At 66.2% G+C, this 22,140-nt stretch carries 17 protein-coding genes; 8 read left to right on the top strand and 9 right to left on the bottom strand.

From position 1 onward, the window contains the following. Nucleotides 1–1,003: 1,003 nt before the first annotated feature. Together R5W23_RS01375 and R5W23_RS01370 are read right to left on the bottom strand one after the other, a co-directional pair. Complete coding sequence (locus tag R5W23_RS01375) at nucleotides 1,004–1,189, bottom strand: hypothetical protein (protein ID WP_320684779.1); 186 nt, start codon at nucleotides 1,187–1,189, stop codon at nucleotides 1,004–1,006. 450 nt (nucleotides 1,190–1,639) lie between these two features. Further along, nucleotides 1,640–1,834, bottom strand: a complete 195-nt coding sequence (locus R5W23_RS01370; protein WP_320684778.1) for a hypothetical protein — start codon at nucleotides 1,832–1,834, stop codon at nucleotides 1,640–1,642. Here R5W23_RS01370 and R5W23_RS01365 point away from each other — a divergent pair. The 8 genes from R5W23_RS01365 to R5W23_RS01330 all read left to right on the top strand — a co-directional run bounded on the left by R5W23_RS01365 (nucleotide 1,821) and on the right by R5W23_RS01330 (nucleotide 12,833). Then, entirely contained in the window at nucleotides 1,821–2,267 is a 447-nt protein-coding gene (locus R5W23_RS01365) for a hypothetical protein (protein WP_320684777.1), read from the top strand. The genes R5W23_RS01370 and R5W23_RS01365 overlap by 14 nt on opposite strands. A gap of 63 nt (nucleotides 2,268–2,330) precedes the next feature. Beyond that, nucleotides 2,331–2,954: a hypothetical protein gene (locus R5W23_RS01360; RefSeq protein WP_320684776.1), complete on the top strand. Its 624-nt coding sequence runs from the start codon at nucleotides 2,331–2,333 to the stop codon at nucleotides 2,952–2,954. A 70-nt stretch (nucleotides 2,955–3,024) separates the two neighbouring features. Continuing rightward, nucleotides 3,025–4,206 carry a WD40 repeat domain-containing protein gene (locus R5W23_RS01355; RefSeq protein ID WP_320684775.1) on the top strand — a complete coding sequence of 394 codons (1,182 nt, stop codon included), beginning with the start codon at nucleotides 3,025–3,027 and terminating at the stop codon, nucleotides 4,204–4,206. A gap of 268 nt (nucleotides 4,207–4,474) precedes the next feature. Continuing rightward, nucleotides 4,475–5,530, top strand: a complete 1,056-nt coding sequence (locus R5W23_RS01350) for a WD40 repeat domain-containing protein (protein WP_320684774.1) — start codon at nucleotides 4,475–4,477, stop codon at nucleotides 5,528–5,530. Between the two features lie 29 nt (nucleotides 5,531–5,559). After that, nucleotides 5,560–6,714, top strand: a complete 1,155-nt coding sequence (locus R5W23_RS01345; RefSeq protein ID WP_320684773.1) for a WD40 repeat domain-containing protein — start codon at nucleotides 5,560–5,562, stop codon at nucleotides 6,712–6,714. A 144-nt stretch (nucleotides 6,715–6,858) separates the two neighbouring features. Continuing rightward, complete coding sequence (locus tag R5W23_RS01340; protein ID WP_320684772.1) at nucleotides 6,859–7,365, top strand: hypothetical protein; 507 nt, start codon at nucleotides 6,859–6,861, stop codon at nucleotides 7,363–7,365. 107 nt (nucleotides 7,366–7,472) lie between these two features. Beyond that, entirely contained in the window at nucleotides 7,473–8,315 is an 843-nt protein-coding gene (locus R5W23_RS01335) for a secretin N-terminal domain-containing protein (RefSeq protein WP_320684771.1), read from the top strand. A 486-nt stretch (nucleotides 8,316–8,801) separates the two neighbouring features. Further along, complete coding sequence (locus R5W23_RS01330) at nucleotides 8,802–12,833, top strand: hypothetical protein (protein WP_320684770.1); 4,032 nt, start codon at nucleotides 8,802–8,804, stop codon at nucleotides 12,831–12,833. A 173-nt stretch (nucleotides 12,834–13,006) separates the two neighbouring features. Here R5W23_RS01330 and R5W23_RS01325 read toward each other — a convergent pair whose 3' ends face one another. The 7 genes from R5W23_RS01325 to R5W23_RS01295 all read right to left on the bottom strand — a co-directional run bounded on the left by R5W23_RS01325 (nucleotide 13,007) and on the right by R5W23_RS01295 (nucleotide 21,961). Further along, nucleotides 13,007–13,795, bottom strand: a complete 789-nt coding sequence (locus tag R5W23_RS01325; RefSeq protein ID WP_261188062.1) for a hypothetical protein — start codon at nucleotides 13,793–13,795, stop codon at nucleotides 13,007–13,009. A 333-nt stretch (nucleotides 13,796–14,128) separates the two neighbouring features. Next, a complete protein-coding gene (locus R5W23_RS01320; RefSeq protein ID WP_261188064.1) occupies nucleotides 14,129–14,899 on the bottom strand; it encodes an inositol monophosphatase family protein in 771 nt (256 codons plus the stop codon). Between the two features lie 219 nt (nucleotides 14,900–15,118). Then, nucleotides 15,119–16,090: an ROK family protein gene (locus tag R5W23_RS01315; RefSeq protein ID WP_261188065.1), complete on the bottom strand. Its 972-nt coding sequence runs from the start codon at nucleotides 16,088–16,090 to the stop codon at nucleotides 15,119–15,121. A 103-nt stretch (nucleotides 16,091–16,193) separates the two neighbouring features. Continuing rightward, nucleotides 16,194–16,847, bottom strand: a complete 654-nt coding sequence (locus R5W23_RS01310) for a phosphoribosylanthranilate isomerase (protein ID WP_320684769.1) — start codon at nucleotides 16,845–16,847, stop codon at nucleotides 16,194–16,196. Between the two features lie 380 nt (nucleotides 16,848–17,227). Continuing rightward, the gene (locus tag R5W23_RS01305; RefSeq protein WP_320684768.1) at nucleotides 17,228–18,178 is read right to left on the bottom strand and encodes an ROK family protein; all 951 of its coding nucleotides are present in this window, start codon (nucleotides 18,176–18,178) and stop codon (nucleotides 17,228–17,230) included. 48 nt (nucleotides 18,179–18,226) lie between these two features. Next, nucleotides 18,227–20,893, bottom strand: a complete 2,667-nt coding sequence (locus R5W23_RS01300; RefSeq protein WP_320684767.1) for a bifunctional YncE family protein/alkaline phosphatase family protein — start codon at nucleotides 20,891–20,893, stop codon at nucleotides 18,227–18,229. 630 nt (nucleotides 20,894–21,523) lie between these two features. Beyond that, a complete protein-coding gene (locus tag R5W23_RS01295; protein WP_320684766.1) occupies nucleotides 21,524–21,961 on the bottom strand; it encodes a hypothetical protein in 438 nt (145 codons plus the stop codon). Nucleotides 21,962–22,140: the final 179 nt, after the last annotated feature.

The raw sequence follows: 22,140 nt of genomic DNA, 5'->3' as shown, positions 1-22,140 counted from the left end.
ATATATTGTTCGCCCCGCGGACGAGCCGCACGGGGAGTGCGGAGCGTTACGGCCGCCCTGCCGGCCCACTTCGGCGGGGCGAGTTCGGACACAGATCAGCGAATCTCACGCTTCCCGAGCGCATGCGCCGCCCCATCTCCCGATAATTATCCACGAGCAAACAACTCGCAGTTGTGAACAGCGGAGTGGCCCCAAGGGCCGCGCAGCCAAGACGCAACCCCGGTCAGCCAACAGCCTGCCAACGGATAACGGCGTGAAGTACTTGCGCGTCCTCGCGCGCCGCCGCTCACTTCGATTCGGCAACCGTGACCAGCCAGCATACCGAGTATCGTATCAGCTCAATCTCACATGCGACAGCGACACGTAGTGGACAATTATCGCCCTTACGTGAGCACCCATTGGCCATACGCTCGGCGCGAGTCCGGGGTCGCCGATGTGGTCAAGCAGGGCTCAAACACTCTACGGGCCGAGGTCGGGCCAGTCGGATCAAGGCCACGGCCCCCCGATGCCTCCAGTACACCACGCCAGCAACCCGCAAAAATAAATCGATTTGACAATTAACATAATAACTCCGATTATCTTTTACCGATTCACTTTGACACGTTACACCATTAATCTTTAGCATGACACCCACTTAGTACAGGACAAGGCAAAGCGGGTGTAGCATTCACTCTCCAAGCCGATCTTGCGCGACGCCTGAGCTTGCCCAAAAGTCCTAAGTGCTGTCGGCAACAGCCGAACCGATCGCGTCTCAGCCACGGGTATGGCCCGTGATCTTCATCAGTGCCCCGGAGACCTCTCCCATGCGGTTCCTGCGTCTGCGGTCCAAACAGCGTCAGTCGTTCGGAGCGTCCCCGTCCCAGAAGCGCCCGGCCCCACTCACCCTGACCCAACTGGAAGCGCGTGACAACCCGGCCATCCCGGTCGGGTTGGCGGTCACGCCCCTCTACGCTTGGGGCATCGGATCGGCCCCTTCTGGGTACGTCGAAACACACACCGTGAGTCAGTCCGAGGCAAGCACGGTGACGGTGGACCAAGCGGGAAGCGGTTCGGCCGGCACGTTCACCATCGACGTGGTCGGGTCCGGATCTGCGAGCGACACCGCCAGCGGGTCGGGTAGCGGCAGCGGGGCGGGCAGCGGCAGTGGATCGGGCAGCGGTAGCGGGTCGGGAAGTGGCGGCAGCACCATCGTAAACGACGTCGGCGCGCGTCAGTCGTGGGTATCGTACCACCTGACGATAAGCGGTACTTACGCCAACGGCGTATACACTGTGTCTGCGGAGACGTATACGGAAACGGGCGGGGCCACTTCATCCGAGACGTACGACTGGACGTACCCGTTCGGGGTTGTAACTAGGAATGAATACTCCGGTTCGAAGAACTACTCGCTCTCGTGGTCAGCCGTCGGAGACGGATCGGGTGGGCTAACGTATACGTCTTACTCGTACTCGACGACTAGTAATTACCACACGTTCTATCGATACATCGATGCGTCGGGCGCAAAAAACGAATACACAACTGATCAGCAGGGCTCGACCTCTACGACTGGGTCCGGTGTTACAGCAACCGGTTCCGGCACGGTGTTGACGCAGACGACATCGGTCACTTACGCCGCCAACGGAACGTTAACCTCTTCGGCTCAGAACAGTTCGGCCGCCCCATTCTCCGGCACAGTCCCGTTAAACACCTCCACGTCGATCTCGATACCGTGGCAGGCAGGGACCAGCGCGGCCACCAACTTTAGCTTCCGTGGGGTCTCGTCCGAATCGGCGTCCTTAACCGAGTCTGCTTCCTTCGGAGCAACGAGCGCCGGGTTCGACGTGAACTCGTTCACTTCGACTTACCAATCGCTCATCTCGGTCCATACGATCGACGACGAACCAAGCCTGTCCGGTTCTGGGACTGGGACCGAGTCGTTCCACCGGGACGAAGCCTTCACGGAAGGCAATGACGTGACCGGAAGTGGGTCGTACGTGGGTGGATCGGGCAACGCGAATTATCACGCGGTGGAGACGACATCGTTCGAGACCGACGATCAGCTCACCGTCAGTGGTGACTATTCCACCGGCTACAACGCGGCCGGTGAGGCATACGACCTTGTGTTCAACTATTCTCTGGATCTATCAGGCAGCGGAAGCACTTCCGTCACGCACGATTATCACGACGGCGGCACCGGTCCGGCGCTATCCGGAGAGATCTTCACGGCGTCTGCGTCCAGTCAGGCTGATTCCTCGTGGTGGGGTTCGCTCGACGGACAATCGTTCTAGGACTCATCAAACACTCCGGACAGTCTGTCCGTCTCGCTCTCGTTGCCGGGTCAATCCGGCTCGGTGGCCGCTCTGGACGGGGCTCAAGGCACGTTTCCCCTCGCTGCAACGATCCCGAATCTCGGGGGCTTCGTACTGGCTGAAAAGAAAGACAACATACCCTGGTGGCTCCCCACGACCGTCGTCCCGGGTTTCCCGGGTATGGCCCAAAACATCTACAACAAGAAAGTGATTGCGCTCGGTCAGAAGGGTTTGAAGAAGGGGGCCAACGCACTCGTGACCGAGACAATTCTTCAAGATGTCTACAGCACCGCAACCCCGCGAGGCTATGGCGTCGTTACCCTCGGTCCGACGCCGCAAACCCCAACGGGATCGGGCCAGATGTTTGCTCTTTCCGTTGGACGTGCCAGGGACCAGGCCGACTACGAAAAAGATATGCTAAAAACGTTTAAAACATCAAAATACACAAACATCAAACTTGTTTCACGAGAAGTGCAACTCGGCTACCAACTCGACTCGATTAACACGAACCCCCGCTCCGGCGATTTCATCGTCGAGTACAGGGTCTGGTATAACTGGACCGCCACAACAAACACGGGCCAAAATATCGCTTTCCAGCGGCCATCTATAGCGGGCTCATTGTACTTGCACGATGCGAAACTTGAGAAGATGAACCTTTTCCCGTAACACGCAATGGCTCCGGAACCAACAATGGTCCCGGAGCCGCTGTTCGATCCAGCCGAATCACAGGTGACGTATGCCCTTCTTACGGTTCGATAGCATCGTTGCAGCCGGGCTGGTGGCACTGGTGACGCTGGCGCCCGGTCGGAACACCGGGCTCATCACGGCCGCCGACGCCCCCAAGCCTCGGTTCACCCGCGCTGGCGAGGTGCGCGTGGCCGACCTCAGCGTGCAGGCCGGGGCGGTGATCGACGAGGACGCGGTGGTCGTGGTCGGCACCACACACTGTGACGCGGAGTCCGACGACCCGAACAAGCACGATGCCAACCGGCTCGGCCCCAACGGAGCGATCGTCGACCTGCGCGGCAAGAAGGCCAAGCCGTTCACGAACGGGCACACGGCGGGCATCTTTAGCGTGTCGGTCGGCCGTGACCGGATCGTGACCACGAGCAACAGCCGGGACCCGATGCTGCGCGCCTGGGACCTGAAAGCCGGCCGTACAGCACCGGCGGTCGAGATCGAAACGCCGCCACCCGATCGGAGCAACCAACGTTACCGGGCCACCCTATTCCACAAGAGCAACCGGGTGGCGATTGCGTTAGACGATCACGTACTGGTTTTGGACCCGGCCAAACCGAACGCTCGGGCGAAGTTCGCCATCCCGGAAGCCGAATGGTGGCCCGGGGAACTGGCCATCAGTCGCGACGACACCCGGATCGCCTGCACCGCCGGAAAATGCGGCCTCGTGGTGTGGGACACCGCGACCAAAAAGGCGACCTCCGTTCCACTCATGCCGGCGAACGCCGACGAGGCCGATTCGTGGGTCTCGGGTCACGCCATGTTCGGGCCGACCGGGGCGCTGTACGCGCTGCGCCACGGCCCCACCGAGGTGCCGGAGAAGACGGCCGAGAAGGACGTGCCTGCGGACCGCCGGTCCGTGGTCGGCATCGACCTCCCCGACGGCAAGGTGCTCCCGCTCGGCCTGGGCACGTCCGTCTATACCCTCCACGCCGCGATCGACCCGGCCGGCACGTGGCTGGCCGTCGTGGGTACCGCCCACGCCGACAAGCGGCTCCCGGACGGCACCGTCACCGGCGCGGAACTGCGGGTGTACCGGCTCGGCACCTGGGAGCTGGTCCACCGCGAGCAGATGGACGGGCTGGGAGAGGTGTGGGTGGCGTTCACACCCAGCGGCAAGCGCCTCGTCACCGCCAACTACGACGGCCGCGTCCGGTGGTGGGATGTCCAGGGGAAGTGAACGTGTAACATTCTGAGGCGCGAGCGGCGAAATAACGGGCCGGCTCTTCCGAACACTCCGCTGACTGGTGATTGCCTTCACGATGCCGGCCGCGGTGTACCGAGCCGATAGGTCTTTTCCCGTCCGGCCCAAAAACGGGTGACTGATGCGCGTGTTGCGGTTACCGGCCGTCGTTTTAGCGGCCCCGGTGTTGGCTCTTCTTCCCACACCGGCTCGGCCCGCTCCGGTCCCGAACCGGCCTACCCTCCGGCTCGAACCAGCCGGCGAGGTGAAGGTTCCCGACCTGGGGAGCCATGCAGTTGCACTGGTTGACGAGGCGACCGTGGTCGTGGTCGGAACCAAGGGCGTCGCTCCGCTCGGCGACCCGAACGAGTTGCCCCCAAACGCGGCATTCGTGGACTTGGCCACCAAAGCGGTGCGTCCGTTCCCGACCGGGCACACGGCGCGGGTCAACAGCGTGTCGGTCGCCCACGGGCGGGTGGCGACGACGAGCATCAGCACCGATACGAGCCCGAACCGGGACCGGACCGTCCGGATCTGGGATTTGAAGGCCAAGAAGACAACTGCCTCGATCACGATCGAGAAGCCCGCCGATAATACCACGTCGTTCTATGAGGCCACGTGGTTCCGGAAGTCCGAACGGATCGCGGTGCTCGCGGGCGAGCGAGTGCTCGTGTTCGACCCGGCCAAGCCGGACGATCGGATCGAACTCGCCTGCCCGCCGGCCCCGAAGCGATGGTTATCGGGGCCAGTGGCCGTCAGCCCGGATGACGGCCGGGTAGTCGGCTCCACCGGCGGAGGCGAGCTGATCGTTTGGGATATGGCGACCCGAAAGGCAACTGTGATTCGGGACGTAACCCCGCCCGAGGAACGACCGTTTGAATGGAACTTCGGACCCCTGGCGTTCGGGCGCAACGGGCACGTATTCGTCTGCCGGACGCGGAGTGACGACGAAGTGCCGGAAAAGACGGCCGAGAAGGACGTGCCGGCGGACCGCCGGGGGCTTGTTCAGGTCGACGTTGAGAGCGGGCGCCTCACCGCTCTCGGGTTCGGGCACACGATCCGCACCCACGCCAGCGCGACCGACCCGACCGGGGTCTGGGTAGCAACGGTCGGTTTCGCCCGGCCGGACCAGCCGAACTCGGGCAAATCAACTACCGCAGGGGAGGTGCGCGTGTACCACCTCGCGACGAAGGAGTTGGCGTGCCAGAAGCAGGTCGGGACAAATCCGCTCATCTGGGTGTCGTTCACTCCGAGCGGAAAGCGACTCGTCGCCGCAACTGCGTATGGAGAGGTAATGTGGTGGGACGTTCGGGCGAATTGACCGGGAACCGGCCGAACCACAGGTGTTCCATGGACTTGTTACGGTTGTATAGCATCGTCGCAGTCGGGCTGGTGGCACTGGCGGCGCTGCCCGGGTCGGTCCGTTCGGCCCCGGTCAAGGAGCGCCAGGTCTTCCCGCTGGTCGCGGGCGGGTCGGTCCGGCCCGACGACCTGTCCGTCCGGGACCTCGCCATCGTGGACGAGAACACGGTGGTGGTCGTCGGAACGACGTTCGACAAGGATGATGACACCAACCCCATCAACCTTGGCCCGAACGGGGCCATCGTTGACCTCGCCAAGAAGACCTCGCGGCCATTCACTAACGGGCACAAGGGGTGCATCTGCACGGCCGCAGTCGGCCGGGGGCGAGTCGCCACCATCAGCACGACCCGCGACCCGTTCCTGCGGCTATGGGACCTGAAATCCAGCAAGTCCGCCGGTGCAGTCCAGATCGACGAGCCGGATGGCGGCGGCAGCGCATCAGGTCATGAGGTTGGGTGGTTTCACAAGAGCGATCGGGTCGCGGTGTCGGTCAAAGACACGCTGCTCCTGTTCGACCCGGCCAAGCCGGACACGCGCACCGAATTGGCTGTTCCGGATAAGCGCCACTGGCCCCATCGCCCGATCGTGAGCCCGGACGATGCTCGCATCGCAGCCACCGCTTCGTCCGACCTCGTCGTCTGGGACGTGGCGACCGGGAAGGCGGAGGCCATCTCAGTGCGGCCCGAGAAGGCGGACCCCGAGGACGACTGGTCCGCGGGTCGATGCGCCTTCGGGCCGAACGGGTTGCTGATCGCGTGCCGGTCGGACGGCAAGGACGTGGTGCCACAGGGGAAAGACGAGGCGGACGTGCCGGCCGACCTGTGGGGTGTCGTGAAGATCGAGCGCGGGAAGGTGGTCCCGCTCGTCCTCGGCTGCACGGGCACGACCTTCGACTGCGCCCTGGACCCGTCTGGCATGTGGCTAGCCGTCTGCGGCTCGGCGCACCCGGACAAGCCGCTGAAGGACGGCTCGACCTCGGTCGGCGAGTTGCGGGTGTACCACCTGGGGACCAAGGAGCTGGCGTTCCGCGATCAGGTGGAGGGGCTGCCCCTGACCCACGTCGCGTTCGCCCCGAGCGGCAAGCGGGTGGTGTGCGCCACCTACGACGGACACGTCCGGTGGTGGGACGTAAAAGGGAAATGAACCGGCCTGCCAAAGCCCTGTGGGCCAGATGATGCACGCCCCAGGGATGGGGCGAACCCGTCGAACGCCTCTCCCGATTACCGTTTCGCCGGGAGAGCGGCGGGCGTTTCGTTCCGACAGACCCGCCTGACGTGAGCCCGGCCCGTGAAACCGACCCACCCTGTCGTCCTCGTCCCCGTTGGCACATCCATCGACCCGGCCTGCGACGACGCCCTCCGGGGACTGGAGCAGCGCGGGTACACGGTCCGCCGGGTCCGGGGGCACTCGGCCGCCGACTCGGCCCGCAACCAGATGGCCACCGACGCCCTGGCCGACGGGTTCGATGAGCTGATCTGGATCGACCCGGACGTGGTGTTCCGGCCCGACGACGTGGACGCCCTCCGCGCCAACGGCTGGCCCTTGGCCTGTGCCCTGTACCCGAAGCCGGGGCTTCGGGAGTTCGCCTGCACGTTTCTACCGCGCACCCCGACCGAGCGCGGCCGAACGTGCGCCGCGTGGTCGATGAGTACGCGCTCCGCCTCGGCTGGGAGCGGATCGTTCGAGCGGACTACTTGGGGGTGTTCCAAACCCTGGCGCGAGAGGTGCGCGGAGCGTGAACACACGCCGGGCCGATTTCCCCACCCGGCAACGGCCGCGGGGCCGCTGGTCTAGCGGGTCGAAGAATGAGAGTTCCAAGAGAAGTCAACCGGTGCGGTTGCGGTGCCCGTTCCGTGCGGATAGTGTCGAGAGCGTCGCCCTCACTCTCTGGGACACCGCCGATGTCTCGTCTCGCCGCCCTCGCCCTGCTCTGCGGTCTGCTGCTGCTCAACGATGGCAGAGGCCAGGAACCCAAAGGGAACCCCTGGGGCAAATCCGCACCGGCGCCGAAGCTCCAGCGCGCCGTTTACGCCGTCAAGAACGCCGACCCGGCCGTGCTCGCCCAGGTGATCGGACAACACTTCAAGGGCGAGGCCAGCGCGTTCGCCGCACCGCCCGGGTCGGGCAACGCGGTGCTCGTCAGCGGTACCGCTGAAACCGTGCCCGAGGTGGTCAAACTGCTCGAACTGCTGGACCGCAAGCCGCGCACGGTCGAGATCGAAGTTACCATCGCCGAGGTGCCGGCCAAGGACTGGAAGGAAGCCGAGCCGAAGCCCGAGGAGCTGGCCAAGTGGGGGCAGCAGATCAAGCTGACGGCTATCGAGGGGCAACCGGTGTCGACCCAGATGGGCGCCAGCAAGCCGATCGTGACCAGCACCGCGGTCGCTCCCGGCGGGTTCGGCGGACCGGCGGGAGCCGGCGGACCGGGAGGAGCGGCCGGGGGCCGTGGCGGGTTCCAACAGCGATCGATCAGCTACCGCGATGTCGGGACGACCGTGAAGGCGGCGGCGCGGGTCGGGGCCGACGACATCGTGGCCGTCGAGTTGAGCGTGGAGGGCACCCGGGTCCGAACGGCGGACGCGGCCGATGAGCCGGCCGCGCCATCGGTGGAGACCGGCTCACTGACCACGAAGGTCAGCGTTCCGGCCGGAAAAAGCGTGGTGGCCCAGGCGGTGCGGACCGAGGGGAAAGGCGGGGCGACGATATCGGTTGTGGTCGTCACCGCGCGCCCGACTGCCAAGTAACCGCGCCGCCCGCCGCTCGCGCAGTCACGAACTCGTCCCAGGGAACCAGGACAAGTCACCTCCGGCCGGCTACCGCCAGTGCCGGTGATGATGGTGGTGCGGGTGGCAGCACCCCGCGGCCGACAGGAGCAGCACAGCGGCGAACACGGCGCAGCAGATCGAACGCATCGCATCACCTCGCGGACGAACGCAACCGTCCAATTGTACCCGCGTCACCAAGGCGCTGTGCGCCTTCACAACAAGCCGACGCGCCGTTCGCGGCCGTGGTCACGTTGCCCCGGCCCCGAAGCGCAAACCCCGATTGGCCGATCGACCGCTTCTTCACCTTTCCGAGCCGCAATCACCGAGAAGCGGGGCGGCCTCAACGTGCCCAAAGCCCCCATGTTCCGTACACGAACCGTCCGACATTTTCCTTGACGCCCGAGCTCGTTCGGGTATAGCCGCCGGTTCTCTGCGCCAGTCCGTGTACACTTGGGGGAGTACCGCATGGACGCGGTCCACACATCGGCCCGCGGCCGCACGCCCGCCGGGCGCCCGCGCCGCACGAAGGCGGGGCGAGCGGCTTTTCTGTTCCTGCCGGTTCTCCTGGCGCTGGTCGTGTGCGCTGCGGTTGCTTATGCCAAGCAGCCGCCCGCGCCGAAGCACCCGACCAACCCGGTCCTCCCGGCCGCCGGCGACGGCACCCGCGACCCCAAAGACCCCAAATGGTCCACCGACCCGTCTGACCCGTTCCCCATGCCGCCGGAACTGGCCAACGTCGAGCTGATGAAGCAGACGCCCGCGGAGGCCTACGCCAAGTCCGCCGGGTGCATGGCGTGCCACAAGGGGGTGGGCGACCCGCACGGCAAGGACACGCTCCGCATCGGCTGCACCGACTGCCACGGCGGGGACGCCACCACCACCGACAAGAGCCGGGCGCACGTGCTCCCGTCGATGCCGCAGTTCTGGCCGTCGTCGGGCAACCCGGTCCGCTCCTACACGCTCCTGAACAACGAGTCGCCGGCGTTCGTCCGGTTCATGAACCCGGGCGACTTCCGCATCGCGCACATCTCGTGCGGCACCTCCGGGTGCCACCCGAAAGAGGTGCAGACGAACCGCAAGCAGATCATGGCCACCGGGTGCATGCTGTGGGGCGCCGCGGCGTACAACAACGGCACCCTGCCGGTGAAGCGCGCGATCGTGGGCGAGGCGTACGGCATGAACGGCGCGTCGCTCATGCTCAAGACGTACCCGCCGCCCACCCCCGAAGAGGAGAAGCGCGGGGTCGTCGCGCAGCTCGTGCCGCTGCCGCGGTTCGAGATGAGCCAGCCGGGCAACGTGCTCCGCATCTTCGAGCCGGGCGGGCGGTTCCTCCCCGAGATCGGCATCCCCGAGCGGATGGACGAGCCGGGCCGCACCCGGGTGCGGCTGAGCCTGCGCGGGCTGGGCACCAGCAACCGCACGGACCCGGTGCTCGTCAGCGCCGGCAAGACCCGCCTGTTCGACCCGACGCTCAACTTCCTGGGCACCAACGACAACCCCGGCGACTACCGCTCGAGCGGGTGCAGCGCGTGCCACGTGCCCTACGCCAACGACCGGTCGCCGGTCCACTCCGGGTCGTACGCCAAGTTCGGCAACCGCGGGCTCACCGCCAACCCCGACCCGGCCATCCCGAAGAACGAGCCCGGGCACCCGATCGACCACAAGTTCACCAACGCCATCCCGACCAGCCAGTGCATGGTGTGCCACATGCACCCCGGCACCACGGTCATGAACAGCTACCTCGGGTTCATGTGGTACGACGAGGAGTCGGACGGGCGCCACATGTACCCCGCCAAGCAGAAGAACCCGACCGCCGAGGAGCTGATCCGCTCGATGCTGCGGAACCCGAACGAGTCGGCCGCCCGGGGGCACCTCGCGGACCCCGAGTTCACCGCCAACCTGGCCGACCTGAACCCGCACCTGTCGAAGGTCCACTTCGCGGACTTCCACGGCCACGGGTGGGCGTACCGCGCGGTGTTCAAGAAGGACAAGAAGGGGCACTGGACCGACCACCAGGGGCGGTTCGTCGGCCCGCCCACCGCGGCGAAGATGGCCGCGGCGGTGGACTGGTCGAACAAGGCCCGGGCGTTCCACCAGGACCACCGGTTCCCGGACCCCAAAACCGGGTCGGCGGAGGCGAAGAAGGCGGAACAGGCGCTCGGCGACTCGTGCCGCAGCGGCCAGCCGGTCCACATGCTCGACATCCACCTGGAGAAGGGGATGCACTGCGTGGACTGCCACTTCTCGCAGGACATGCACGGCAACAACCGGCTCCACATGGAGGTCCGCGCGGCCACCGAGATCGCGTGCATCGACTGCCACGGCACCCCGGCCCGGCACGCCACCCTGAAGACCAGCGGCCCCGCGAGCTACACCTCCGCGCCGGACGGCCTGGGGCGCAACCTGCTCGCCATGAAGACCCCGTTCGGGGTCCCGCGGTTCGAGGTCCGCGAGGCCCCGGACGGCACCCGGCGGTACTTCCAGAACAGCTCGGTGCAAAAGGGGCTCCAGTGGGAGCTGGTGCAGACGAAGGACGTCATCACGAAGGGGCACCCCCGGTACAACGAGAAGGCCGCGCACGCCAAGACGGTGCGGGTCGATAAGGCGACCGGGAAAATGGTGTGGGGCGAGCTGCCGGCCGACGGCCAGTGCGCCCACTCGAACGACAACATGACCTGCATGACGTGCCACTCGGCCTGGAACCCGAGCTGCTTCGGGTGCCACCTGCCGCAGCGGGCCAACGTCAAGGCCCCGACCCTGCACGCCGACGGGGACACGCAGCGGAACTACACCGCGTACAACTTCCAGACGCTCCGGGACGACGTGTACATGCTGGCCCGCGACGGCGACGCCACCGGCAACAAGATCAACCCGGCCCGGTCGAGCTGCGCGATCCACGTCACCTCGGCCAACGGGAACCGCGAGTCGATCTACGTCCAGCAGCAGACGCTGTCGGCCGAGGGGTACAGCGGGCAGGCGTTCAGCACCAACGTGCCGCACACGGTCCGCGGCAGCGGGGTGGGCGAGACCAAGCAGTGCAGCGACTGCCACCTGTCGAAGAAGAACGACAACAACGCGTGGATGGCCCAGCTCCTGATGCAGGGCACGGGCGTCATGAACTTCATGGGCAAGTACGCGTGGGTGGCGGCCGGCGAGGAGGGGCTGTTCGGCGTCCAGGTGACCGAGAGCAGCGAGCCGCAGGCGGTGTTCGGCAGCGACCTCCACTACTACGCGTACCCGGACCACTACAAGAAGCACGCCGCCGCCGGCGGGCTCCTGAAGAACGCCCACGAGCACCCGGGCCGCGACATCGCCAAGGGCATGACCCGGCCGCTCAAGAAGTCCGAGGTGCTGATGGTGCAGAACCGCGGCGAGTACTGCTACGCCGCGTGCGGCGAGGGCGGGGTCCGAGTGTTCGACATCGCGTTCATCGACGATAAGGCGTTCGCCGAGCGGATCACCACCGCCCCGGTGTCGCCCCTGGGCCAGAAGTTCTACGTGGACACGAAGTACGCGACCTACGTCGCGGCCCCCTGCACCCCGGCGGTGGACCCGACGCGGAAGATGATCCCGGGCAACAAGGAGCAGCCGATCCACCCGCTGTTCGGGTACCTCTACGTCTGCGACAAGTACGAGGGGCTGATCCTGATCGGCGCGGCCACCACGCTCGACGGCAACCCGGTCAACAACTTCCTCAAAAAGGAAGTGTGCTTCAACCCGGACGGGCTGCTGTACGGGGCCAAGCACGCGCACGTCGTCGGGCACTACGTGTACGTGTCGTGCGACGCCGGGCTGGTGGTGATCGACATCGACGACCCCAAGAAGCCGAAGGTGACGAGCGTCGTCGGCGAGAAGCACCTGAAGCACCCGCACATGGTGGCGACCCAGTTCCGGTACGCCTACGTGTGCGACGAGGAGGGCCTCAAGGTGCTCGACATCACCGACCTGGCGCGGCCGGTGCCGAAGTCGAAGGTCCTGCTCCCGGACGCCCACAGCGTCTACCTGGGCCGCACCTACGCCTACGTGGCGGCCGGGCCGCGCGGGCTCGTGATCTTCGACATCCAGAACGCCGCGGAGCCGAAGTTCGAGACGGCGTTCACCGCCGGCGGCCACATGAACGACTGCCACGACGTGAAACTGGCGATCACGTACAACAGTCTGTTCGCCTACGTCGCGGACGGGAAGAACGGGCTGCGGGTGGTGCAACTGTTCTCGCCCGAGACGCCCGGGTATGAGGGGTTCAGCCCCAAGCCCACCCCGCGCCTGGTGGCGACGTACCGGCTGCCGCACGGCGGGCACATCCTGAACGTGGCCCGCGCCCTTGACCGCGACCGCGCGGTGGACGAGAGCGGCAACCAGATCGGCGTGTTCGGCCGCGTCGGCGCCCGCCCGCTGAACGAGAAGGAGCAGCACAAGATGTACCTGCGGAACGGTGCCCCGTGGTACGTCAGCGACGACCCGAAGGACGCCCTCTACGAGGAGCGCCGGCAGAAGTAAGCAACGGCCAAGATTGAAGACAGGTTGGCCGCAAAAAAGCACAAAGGGCACAAAAGAAAACCAAGACAGAAGAGTGAGTTCAGACACTTCTTCTGTCTTGGTTTTCTTTTGTGCCCTTTGTGCTTTTTTGCGGCCAATCGTCTTCAATCTGCCGCATTCCGCGGCCGGTCACATTACTTCGGGGACACGTCGAAGTCGGTCGGCTTCAGTTCGGTGGTCGGGCCGGTGACCTCGATCGTCTCTCCGGCGCGGCCCTTCACGCCGCCGCGGAGGCCGTTCTCGTGCCAGTACACGATGCGCACCTTGCCGGCCGGGACGTTCTTGATCTCGAAGTTCCCGTTCTCATCGGTGACCGCGTAGTACGGGTGGTCGAACACGCGCACGTAGCCGGTCATCCACGGGTGGACGGAGCACTTGTACTGGATCGGCGCGGACTCCTTCACGAGCGGGGTCGGCATCGTCCAGTCGGTCTGCTTGGGGAGGTTCGGGTTGTGGGAGCCGTTGTTGCCGCTCTCCCAGTAGAAGTTGTGCGCCACCGGGGACGGGTTCTTCACCACCAGCTTGTCGCCCACCCGGGCCGCGGTGACCCGCTTCACGAACACGCAGCACGGCTGGTCGATCACCACCTCCCCCGGCTTCCGCTTGGCGTCGTCCGGGTGGAACTGGTCCTTCTTGAACTCGGCCTTCAGGTCGGTGTCGTCCGGGCGTAGGTACACGACCACGTTCTTGACGCCCCGGTTCTTCGGGTTCACCAGGACCGACTCGTCGAGCAGCGCGCCCTTGCTCAGGCAGTGCTCCTTGTCCTGGGTGACGTTGAGTTCACCGCGCTTGGGCAGGTCCTTGTCCTTCGGGAACAACACCTGGCCCTTGACCGTAACCCACTTATCGTCGGCCGAGGCGGCGAAGCCGGTGCCGGCGAGTACGACCGCCGCGCACAGGGAGGCAAACGCGAAACGTTGCATAACTGGAGCAACTCCGTCGGGAAAGGTAAGTGAGGCAGGGTGGCGAGAACCGACCCTGGTATTGTTCCCGCGAAGTGTCCGTTCGTCCAGAGGAGGAACGGAAGGCCGCCGCAAAGGCACAAGGGAAACACAAAGGCGCACAAAGGAGGCGGAGATGGGGTGTAAAAGAATAAAGACCGTTGGGCACCAAGAAGGAGGCCAATTCGCCCTGCTTCTCGGTGCCCAACGGCGCCACTTGCTTCGGTCCTAACCTGTTACTTGGAATCTCTTTGTGCGAATTCGCACCACTCTTCCCCAGCCCGTGGCGTCTCTTCTGCGGTCCGCTTTTTCGGCCTACCCCCGGAGGATAGCCAGCACGTCGGAGTGCAGCTTGCCGTTGGTGGCGACGACGTCGGGAGTGTGGATAGTGGGCACGCCGCCCCAGTCGGTGAACGTGCCGCCGGCTTCCTCGACGATGGATTTGGTCGCGGCCACGTCCCACGGGTTCACCCCGTGCTCGATCATCACGTCCGCGGCGCCCTCGGCCACCAGCACGAACCCGTAGAAGTCGCCGTGCCCGCGCTGCCGCTGGGTCTGCTTGTACAGGTTGTGGAACGCCTGCTCCCGGCCGGACCGGGTGAACCACCCCATGCTCGAGTAGCACAGCGAGCACTCGGCAAGTGTGGACACGTCCGACACCCGGATGCGGCGCTCGTTGTGGTACGCGCCGTCGCCGCGGAGGGCGCGGTACGTCATCCCGAACACCGGGATGTAAACCACGCCGCCGATCTGCTCGCCCTGGTACTCGAGCCCGACCAGCGTCGCCCAGATGGGCACGTGGCGGATGAACGACTTGGTGCCGTCGATGGGGTCGATGATCCACCGGTACCCGCTGGTGCCGGGCTGGTCGCCGAACTCTTCGCCCAGGAACCCGTCGTCCGGGAAGGCGGCGGTGACCGCCTCGCGGATCAGCTTCTCCGCGTTCTTGTCGGCCTCGGTCACCGGGCTGCTGTCGGCCTTGTGTTCCACCTGGAACGTGGACTCGTAATAGGCCCGGGCGAGGTCGCCGGCCTTTTGGGCCGCGTTCACGGCCAAGTCGTACCGGTTGCGCCAGTCCGCGTTCATCAGCACCTACTCCCGCCCCTCACCGCTGGGGAGGGGCCAACCCGTACCTTCGCGCCGCCGCAACACGGCCCTCCGGCGGCTCGCCCCGCGCGACAGGGAGAACCAGGGCATTGCGCACACTCAGGACTTCGGGTCAAAAGTCGTAAAGTCACAAACCATTATTAAAACTGAATTTGTGACTTTACGACTGTTGACCTGACGACTTTTGACCCGAAGCCTTTAAACCACTTCCGCCGGCGCCACGACCGGCGTGCGGCTCTTGGCATAGGCCGCGCAGCCGACGATCCCCGAGTCGTCGCCCAGTTGTGCCGCGACGCACCGCACGCCGGCCGCGGCGCCCGGGAGCGTGTACCGCTGGGCGATCTCCCAGATCCGCTCGATGAAGTTGTCGCCCAGCGCGCCGGCCACCCCGCCGCCGAGGACGATCACCTCCGGGCTGACGAAGTTGATGAGCCCGCCCAGCGCGGCCCCCAGCGCGCGGGCGGCGTCGTCGACCAGTTCGACCGCGACGGGGTCGTCCTTCTGGTAGTACTCGGCGAGCTGCGAGCTGCGGACGGCGCTCAGGTCCACGCCCTTCCACTCTTTGCGCACCCGCTTGGGCGAGTCGTCGAGCTTGTCCTTCGCCCGCTTCATCATGTACTTACGGCCGGCGATGCCTTCGAGGTGCGTCCCCCGCCGCCAGTGGACGACGAGGTGCCCGATCTCGCCGGCGTTCCCGTTGAACCCGGTGAACAGCTCGCCGTTGAGGATCAGCCCGCCGCCCACGCCGGTGCCGACGAACACGCCGAGCACGTTGCGGGCGCCTTTGGCCGCGCCGTAGGCGAACTCGCCGTAGGTGCCCATCCGCACGTCGTTCTCGACGACCAGCGGCCACCGCCACGACTCGGGCATCAAAGGCCGCACATCGACGTCGCGCCACTCGAGGTTGGGCGCGAACTTGACCCGCGTGGTGCCCAGCTCGATCTGCCCCGGGACGCCGATCCCCATCCCGCGGATCTGGGCCGGGTCGACGTTCGACTCGCGGACCACGGCATCAACGGCTTTGACGATGTTGCCGAACACGCCCGCCGGGCCGGTGTCGGCGGCGGTGGGCTGTTTGGAACGCGCGAGTAACCGCAGGTCGTCGTCGAACAGCCCAGCGAGAATCTTGGTTCCGCCGAGGTCGACGCCGAGCCAGTATCCGGTGCTCATGCCGGGCTTCCGTGAGGGTCTGTCCGGTCGTGGGCCGCGAGCCGTCCTGGCGCCGCTATTGTAAGACCGGGTTGCGCTTCCGCAACGAGAAACAATGCCGCAGTCATGTGCGAACGGCCGCGGTGGCGCGCCGCACGTTCTGGACGAACCGCGCCACCTTGTCCGGGTCTTTGACGCCCGGCGCGCGTTCGACCCCGCTGGCGACATCGACGCCCCACGGCCGAACGGTGGCAACCGCCTCTTCCACGTTTTCCGGCGTCAGGCCGCCTGCGAGGATGAGCGGCACGCCGACATCGAACTGTTGTAGCAACTGCCAGGGGGCGCGGTGCCCGGTGCCGCCCATCTGCCCGACCACAAACGAGTCGATCAGCACCGCCGCCGGGGGGCGCCCCGCGGCCACTGCGGCGTCCACGAACCGGCGCACTGAGTCCAGTCCCTCCCGATCCTTTACCCGGAACGCGGGGACGTGCGCGAAGGGGAACGTGTCCTCGGTCGGCGGGTGGTCGTCGTAGCTCTGAACGCCCCGCAAGCCGAGTTGGAACGCGATCGCACACGCCTGCCGCATCGGCGTACCGACGAACACCCCGACGGCGGATGTGAACGCGGGCAGCGCGCGGACGAGCGCGGCGGCCTGCTGGGGCGTGATGTAGCGCGGCGATTGGGGGTAGAAGTTCAGCCCGACGGCGTCGGCCCCGGCGTCGGCCGCGAACCGGGCGTCCTCGGGGGTGGTGACGCCGCAGATCTTGATGCGAACCATGCTGCTGTTGTATCTGGCGAGCGGGGGGCGTAAGCCCCCCGAGAAAAAGCCCGGAGCAAAGAGAACGATCCGGCGCACTTCTGCGGGCGTGAAGTCCGGAGTAACGCGCGCCCCGCACTTCCGCTGATCTTTGCTCGTCGCCGTTCGTCGAATCCGATTCGCTCGTGAAACCGCCCCACGCACGCCGCGCACTTCTGCTGACCTTTTGCTCGTGATCTGCCGTTGTTTGGTGGAAAATGTGACAGCCCAAACCACGCACGCCGCGCACCTCCGCTGACCTTTTGCTCGGGGGGCTTACGCCCCCCGCTCGCCGGGCAACTTGAAGATGTCCGCGACCTTGGCGACCAGCCCGGGCAGACCGTCCCCGCCGGTCGCACAGGTTACCCGCCGAGCTTCTGTCGCGCCAACGCCAGCGCGCCGTGGATCACCACCTCCTCGCCCAGCGCCGCGGGCACGATGTCGGTTAGCCCAGCGAACGGCGGGAACGTGCGCGCGGCGACCTTCTCGCGAATTGGTTTAAAGAACAGTTCCTCGCCGATCAGTGATACGCCGCCTCCGATCACGACGCGGGCCGGGCACAGAAAGGTAATCATCTGCGCGATGGCAGTCGCGAGAGAATCCGTTGCCCCTTCGAAAACCCAACGCGCGGTGGCAACGCCTTTACGTGCCAGATTCGCAATCTCTTTGGCCGTTAATTGCCCGTTGCGACACAGATCCGTGTGCCTGACGGCCCAATCCTCGATTCCACGGCCCGATGCAACGTCTTCAGTTGTGAGGTGCGGCCCTTCGGGCGCTTCCACGCTCGTCTCTTCGTCCGCTTGGTTGTTCCACACATGAACGTAGTGCCCGATCTCCGCGGCCCCTCTTCCGACGCCGCGGTAGATCTGGCCGTCGATGATGAGCCCGCCGCCGACACCTGTGCCGACTGTGATGTAGAAGATCGGCGACAGCCCCCTCCCCGCGCCGAACAGCGCCTCGCCGAGTCCGGCCACGTCGGCGTCGTTGCACAGCACCGCGGGGGCGCCCACAAGGTCACTGACCCAGTCCGCGAGCGGGAAGCCGTCCCAGCCTTGAATTTGATGGGATTTGATGACCGTCTGGCTGCGGTCGTCGGTGGGGCCGCCGAACCCGATCCCGACGCCCTTCAGCGCGCCGCGATCGGTGTTCGCTTTCGTGAGTAGTTCCGGAACGGCGCTGATGATCTGCTTGCGGATGCCTTCGCCGCCCTCCGCGGGGTTCACGGTGCCGCGCCAGAGGGCGTGAATGTGACCGTCGCCGTGGCCCAGCCCGAGTTGGAGCTTCGTTCCGCCGATCTCGATCCCGAGGAACATGCGTAGCCTCCCTGTACCCGTGGATACAGGGAGACCCTACCGACTTCCTCAATCGTCGTCATCGTCATCGTCGTCGTGATCTTTCTTCGCGGCCTTCAGCGGCACGAAGAACGCGGCCCGCACCGGCGGCGGCATCGGGCTCCGCTGGCCCCGCACCGCCTTCCAGATGATCTCACTGAACAGGATGTCGTCCAGCGTGTCCTCCTTCGCGAGGTCCTGCTTCTCCATCCACGCGGCCCCGAACCCGCCCGGCTTGTTCTTCTCGGTGAGGTCCACCTTCGGCGCCTCGTGCGTGTAGCCCGACAGGTCCGGCTTCGCGGTGAACGAGTTGTACATCGGCCGCGCCGCGGCGTCGAACTGGCTCATCGGCTTGACGCCGAGGATCAGTTCCATCGTCCGCAGCATGCTGGTCGTGGAGTAGAGCGTGCTGTCCACGAACTTGCGCTTGGTGTACGGCGACACCACCAGCGCCACGGAGCGGTGCGCGTCCACGTGGTCCGGGCCGTTCTGGGTGTCGTCCTCGATCACGAAGATCGCGGTCTCCTTCCAGAACTTGCTCTTGCTGACGCCCTCCACCAGGAGCCCGAGGGCGAGGTCGTTGTCGGCCACCATCGCGGTGACCGTGGGCGCCCCGACCTTCGTTCCGGCGGTGTGGTCGTTGGGCAGCCGCACCACCTGCATCCGCGGCATCTCGCCGGCCTGCTCAAACCGCTTCAACTCGCTGATGAACCGCTCCGCGCGTTTCACGTCGGTGTATTCGAGGTCGTAACCGCGGAACCGCGGGTCGATTTTGCCCTCGAGCGCCGGGACCGCGGGGATGCCGTCCTCGAACCCGCCGTCCGGCCGCCGCTTCCCGTTGTTGACCCACTCGCCGTAGGCGCGGTAGCTCACCTTGGCCTCCGCGCACTTGTCCCACAAGTAGCCGCCGCTGGGTCGGGCGATCAGGTCCTTGGCCCCTTCGCTCGGGTAGCCGAAGATCTTTCCGCCGCGGTAGCTGAGCGGCCAAATCTTCTCGACGAAGTCGGTCGCGTAGGCGCCCATCGTCCACTCGTGCCCGTCCGCGGACACCTCGCCGTCCACGTACAGGTTGTCGAGCAGCACGAACTGCTTCGCGAGCTTGTGGTGGTTCGGGGTCACGCTCTCCGGGAACAGGCACAGCGAGGCGTCGCCGTTGCCCTCCTTGATGTCGCCGAACACCTGGTCGTAGGTGCGGTTCTCCTTCACGACGTAGATGCAGTACTTGATCGGCGACGCCTCGCCGAGCTTCTTCGGGATCGGGTTGCCGGGTTCGACGGCTTCGGCCCGCACGGCGCTCTCGGTGCGGAGCGGGCTGCACGCGTAGGCGGTCTTGCTGTGCGTGGCCATTTGGTCGGGCGTCGGCACCCGCATCACCGTCAACGAACCCTTCAGAAGCTGGCCGATGTACTCGTTCAGGTTCCGCGACTGCGGCACCAGGGGGTTCGGGCCGTTGCGGTTCGACTTCGACGACAGGCCCTTACCGTTCGCGATGTAGAGCTGCTTGTCGCTGGCGTTGTACCGCACGCTGGTGGGGTACCAGCCGGTGGGGACGAACCCGAGCGAGACGGCTTTGGTGCGGTCCTTGACGGCGAACACGCTGAGGTTGTTGGCGTCGGCGTTGGCGACGAACAGCATCTCGCCGTCGGGCGTGAGGGTGAGGCTGTTGGGGGTGTTGCCGTTGGGCGCGTTCGGGTACAGCGCGCAGTTGATCGTTTGCAGCCCCTTACCGGTGGCCGGGTCGATCACACTCACCTTCGTGGAGTTCGCGCACGCGACGTAAAGCGCGTCCCCCTTCGGCGCGAGGGCCATCTCCGTCGGGTGCTCGGCGGTGGGCCAGGTTTCGACCACCGCGTTCGTCTCCAGGTCGATGACGGCCACGCCCGCCCGCGCCCACAGCGACACGAAGCACCGCTTCCCGCCCGGCTCGACGAGACAGGTGTACGGGTACACCTGCGGCTCCGGCTCCTTCGGCTCCTCGGCCGGGGCCTTCGCTTTGGGCTTCTCCTCCTTGCGCCCGTCCGGCGGGGACGGCGGCTCGCCCTTGCCCGGCTCCTTTTTCACCGGCTCGGGGTTGAACGGGATCACCTTCTTGTTGTCCGGGTTCACGAGCGGGACGCGGACCACGGCGTCGGCCCACGGGACCGCGACGAACAGGTCCTTGCCGGTCGGGTCGAACGCCAGCCCGCCCACGACGCCCTTCTTCTTGGGAACGCTCGCGTCAAGCGCCTTGCCCTTGGTGAGGTACCCCTTGTCGAAATCAAACACGTGAACGGTTTCGTCCTCGCCGCCGCTGGCGAAGACCTGCCTCCCGTCGGGGCTCCACGTCAGACCGTAGAACGCCTGATGGACCTGCACGCGCGACAGCACGCGGGTGCGTTCGGGGTTCAGGTCCACGATCACGATCTCGTGCGGGCCGTACCCGGCGCACAGCACCGCGGCGAACTCGCCGGTGGGGTGGAGGGCGACGTTCACCGGGAAGTCGCCGGTCTCGATGTGCCGGCCGGCGGGCTTCAGGGACCACTGGTTCGGGAGCTGCACGAACCCGTCGCGGCGCAGCCCGGGCAGCACCCGGTCGAGCGGCTTGGATTCCGTTTTCGGCGCGTCCTTGGCCGGCGGCTGGGCCGGCGCGGTGACGCCGAACAGTCCGACCCCGGCCGCGAGCAGCAGCCCGGCGGCCCACAGCGATTGCGCGTGCATGTAGATGTCCCCGGGAGGATGAAGGGGGCGGTTATTGTGCGAAGTCGCGGCCGGCGCGGCGCGAAGATGGCGCGAAGGTGCGTCCCGACGAACCGAACGCGCGCGGGCGGCCGATGTTGCCGGACCGCGACAGCCCCCAGGGCGCTCGGCCCGAGCGGGTGGCGGCAGCACCAGGATTGGGCGAGGTTTGGAACACCAGTCGCTTCCAGTTGGTGTGGCGTGCCCCGCACTGGTCTTTGAGTGTGGTCCGCTCATTCCGTGAGCGATCGCTCATTCACGGTCCGACTAGTTGTGTCTGTTTCTTGTGGCGCAGACATTTCTGTCTGTGTGGCCTTATCGCGCCGCGCAGGCAGGAATGCCTGCGCCACTAAGACAAAAACCAAAACGATCAGCAACAGCCGGTTCGTATATCAGGGTATCGGGTGAAAGCAGCGCATAACAAGGGGTTGCAAGCCTGCGGAGCGAATCGGACGCGCGGGCCGACCGCTCACGGAGTGAGCGGACCGCACTCAAGGGCGGGACCACGCTGCGCGAACTGGAAACGCGCTGGAACACCGAAAAGCGGCTCGCGGCCCAAAGGAAATGACGGCAGCGCGACTCACACAGGGGCGCCGATGGCCGGAAAGCCACTCACCACCCGGCGTCCTCGTCGTCGTACAGCGAGGGCCGGTCGGTGATCGAGTTCTCGCTGGCCCCGAACACCCCCACTCGTATCCCGTTCCTCCTCAGCTCGGCGCTGGCGTAACTGTTCACCAGCGTCAGGATGATGAGGCCCATACACGGTAGCACCGTCGCCGCCGCGAACATGAACGCCGCGAACGGCCCCTTCAGTTCCCACGACAGCAGGAACACGAACACCGCGCCAACGGCGCCCAATATGAACGTCAGGACCATCGGGAACTGCACGGCGGGGCCGCGCCGGCTCACGAACGCCAGCGCCACGAACCCGGCCCACAGGATGAGTTGCCCCAGCACCACCGCGATCAGCCACCGCTGGTAGCGGGCGATCCGCTTCAGCGCCGCCACCGGGCGTTCCGGCGGGCCGAACTCGTCGTCGAATGTGGACATCCGCTCCCCCCCGGAAAATGCCCCGAGCCGAGGTCACCTAGTCGCGCCGCCGCGCACCGCGGGAAGCGGAACAGGGACCCAGAACAGCTCTCGAACGCGCGACAGAATGGCCCCCACTTCGGTTGGCACGGCGGCCCCCGGGCGAGGGAGTGTACCACCAAAGCTCAATAGAGTGGCCC

The organism is Gemmata algarum (assembly GCF_034097035.1).
In the GTDB taxonomy this organism is placed as follows: domain Bacteria; phylum Planctomycetota; class Planctomycetia; order Gemmatales; family Gemmataceae; genus Gemmata; species Gemmata algarum.
The sequence above is the reverse complement of the archived record's forward strand: the minus strand, read 5'-3'. Positions and strand labels throughout refer to the sequence as shown.

Excerpts from the sequence above, each read along its gene's own strand:
- R5W23_RS01375 (WP_320684779.1), bottom strand. The coding sequence starts at position 1,189 with ATGGTGCTGCCGCCACTTCCCGACCCGCTACCGCTGCCCGATCCACTG.
- R5W23_RS01355 (WP_320684775.1), top strand. The coding sequence starts at position 3,025 with ATGCCCTTCTTACGGTTCGATAGCATCGTTGCAGCCGGGCTGGTGGCA.
- R5W23_RS01345 (WP_320684773.1), top strand. The coding sequence starts at position 5,560 with ATGGACTTGTTACGGTTGTATAGCATCGTCGCAGTCGGGCTGGTGGCA.
- R5W23_RS01335 (WP_320684771.1), top strand. The coding sequence starts at position 7,473 with ATGTCTCGTCTCGCCGCCCTCGCCCTGCTCTGCGGTCTGCTGCTGCTC.
- R5W23_RS01330 (WP_320684770.1), top strand. The coding sequence starts at position 8,802 with ATGGACGCGGTCCACACATCGGCCCGCGGCCGCACGCCCGCCGGGCGC.
- R5W23_RS01325 (WP_261188062.1), bottom strand. The coding sequence starts at position 13,795 with ATGCAACGTTTCGCGTTTGCCTCCCTGTGCGCGGCGGTCGTACTCGCC.
- R5W23_RS01320 (WP_261188064.1), bottom strand. The coding sequence starts at position 14,899 with ATGAACGCGGACTGGCGCAACCGGTACGACTTGGCCGTGAACGCGGCC.
- R5W23_RS01315 (WP_261188065.1), bottom strand. The coding sequence starts at position 16,090 with ATGAGCACCGGATACTGGCTCGGCGTCGACCTCGGCGGAACCAAGATT.
- R5W23_RS01310 (WP_320684769.1), bottom strand. The coding sequence starts at position 16,847 with ATGGTTCGCATCAAGATCTGCGGCGTCACCACCCCCGAGGACGCCCGG.
- R5W23_RS01305 (WP_320684768.1), bottom strand. The coding sequence starts at position 18,178 with ATGTTCCTCGGGATCGAGATCGGCGGAACGAAGCTCCAACTCGGGCTG.
- R5W23_RS01300 (WP_320684767.1), bottom strand. The coding sequence starts at position 20,893 with ATGCACGCGCAATCGCTGTGGGCCGCCGGGCTGCTGCTCGCGGCCGGG.
- R5W23_RS01295 (WP_320684766.1), bottom strand. The coding sequence starts at position 21,961 with ATGTCCACATTCGACGACGAGTTCGGCCCGCCGGAACGCCCGGTGGCG.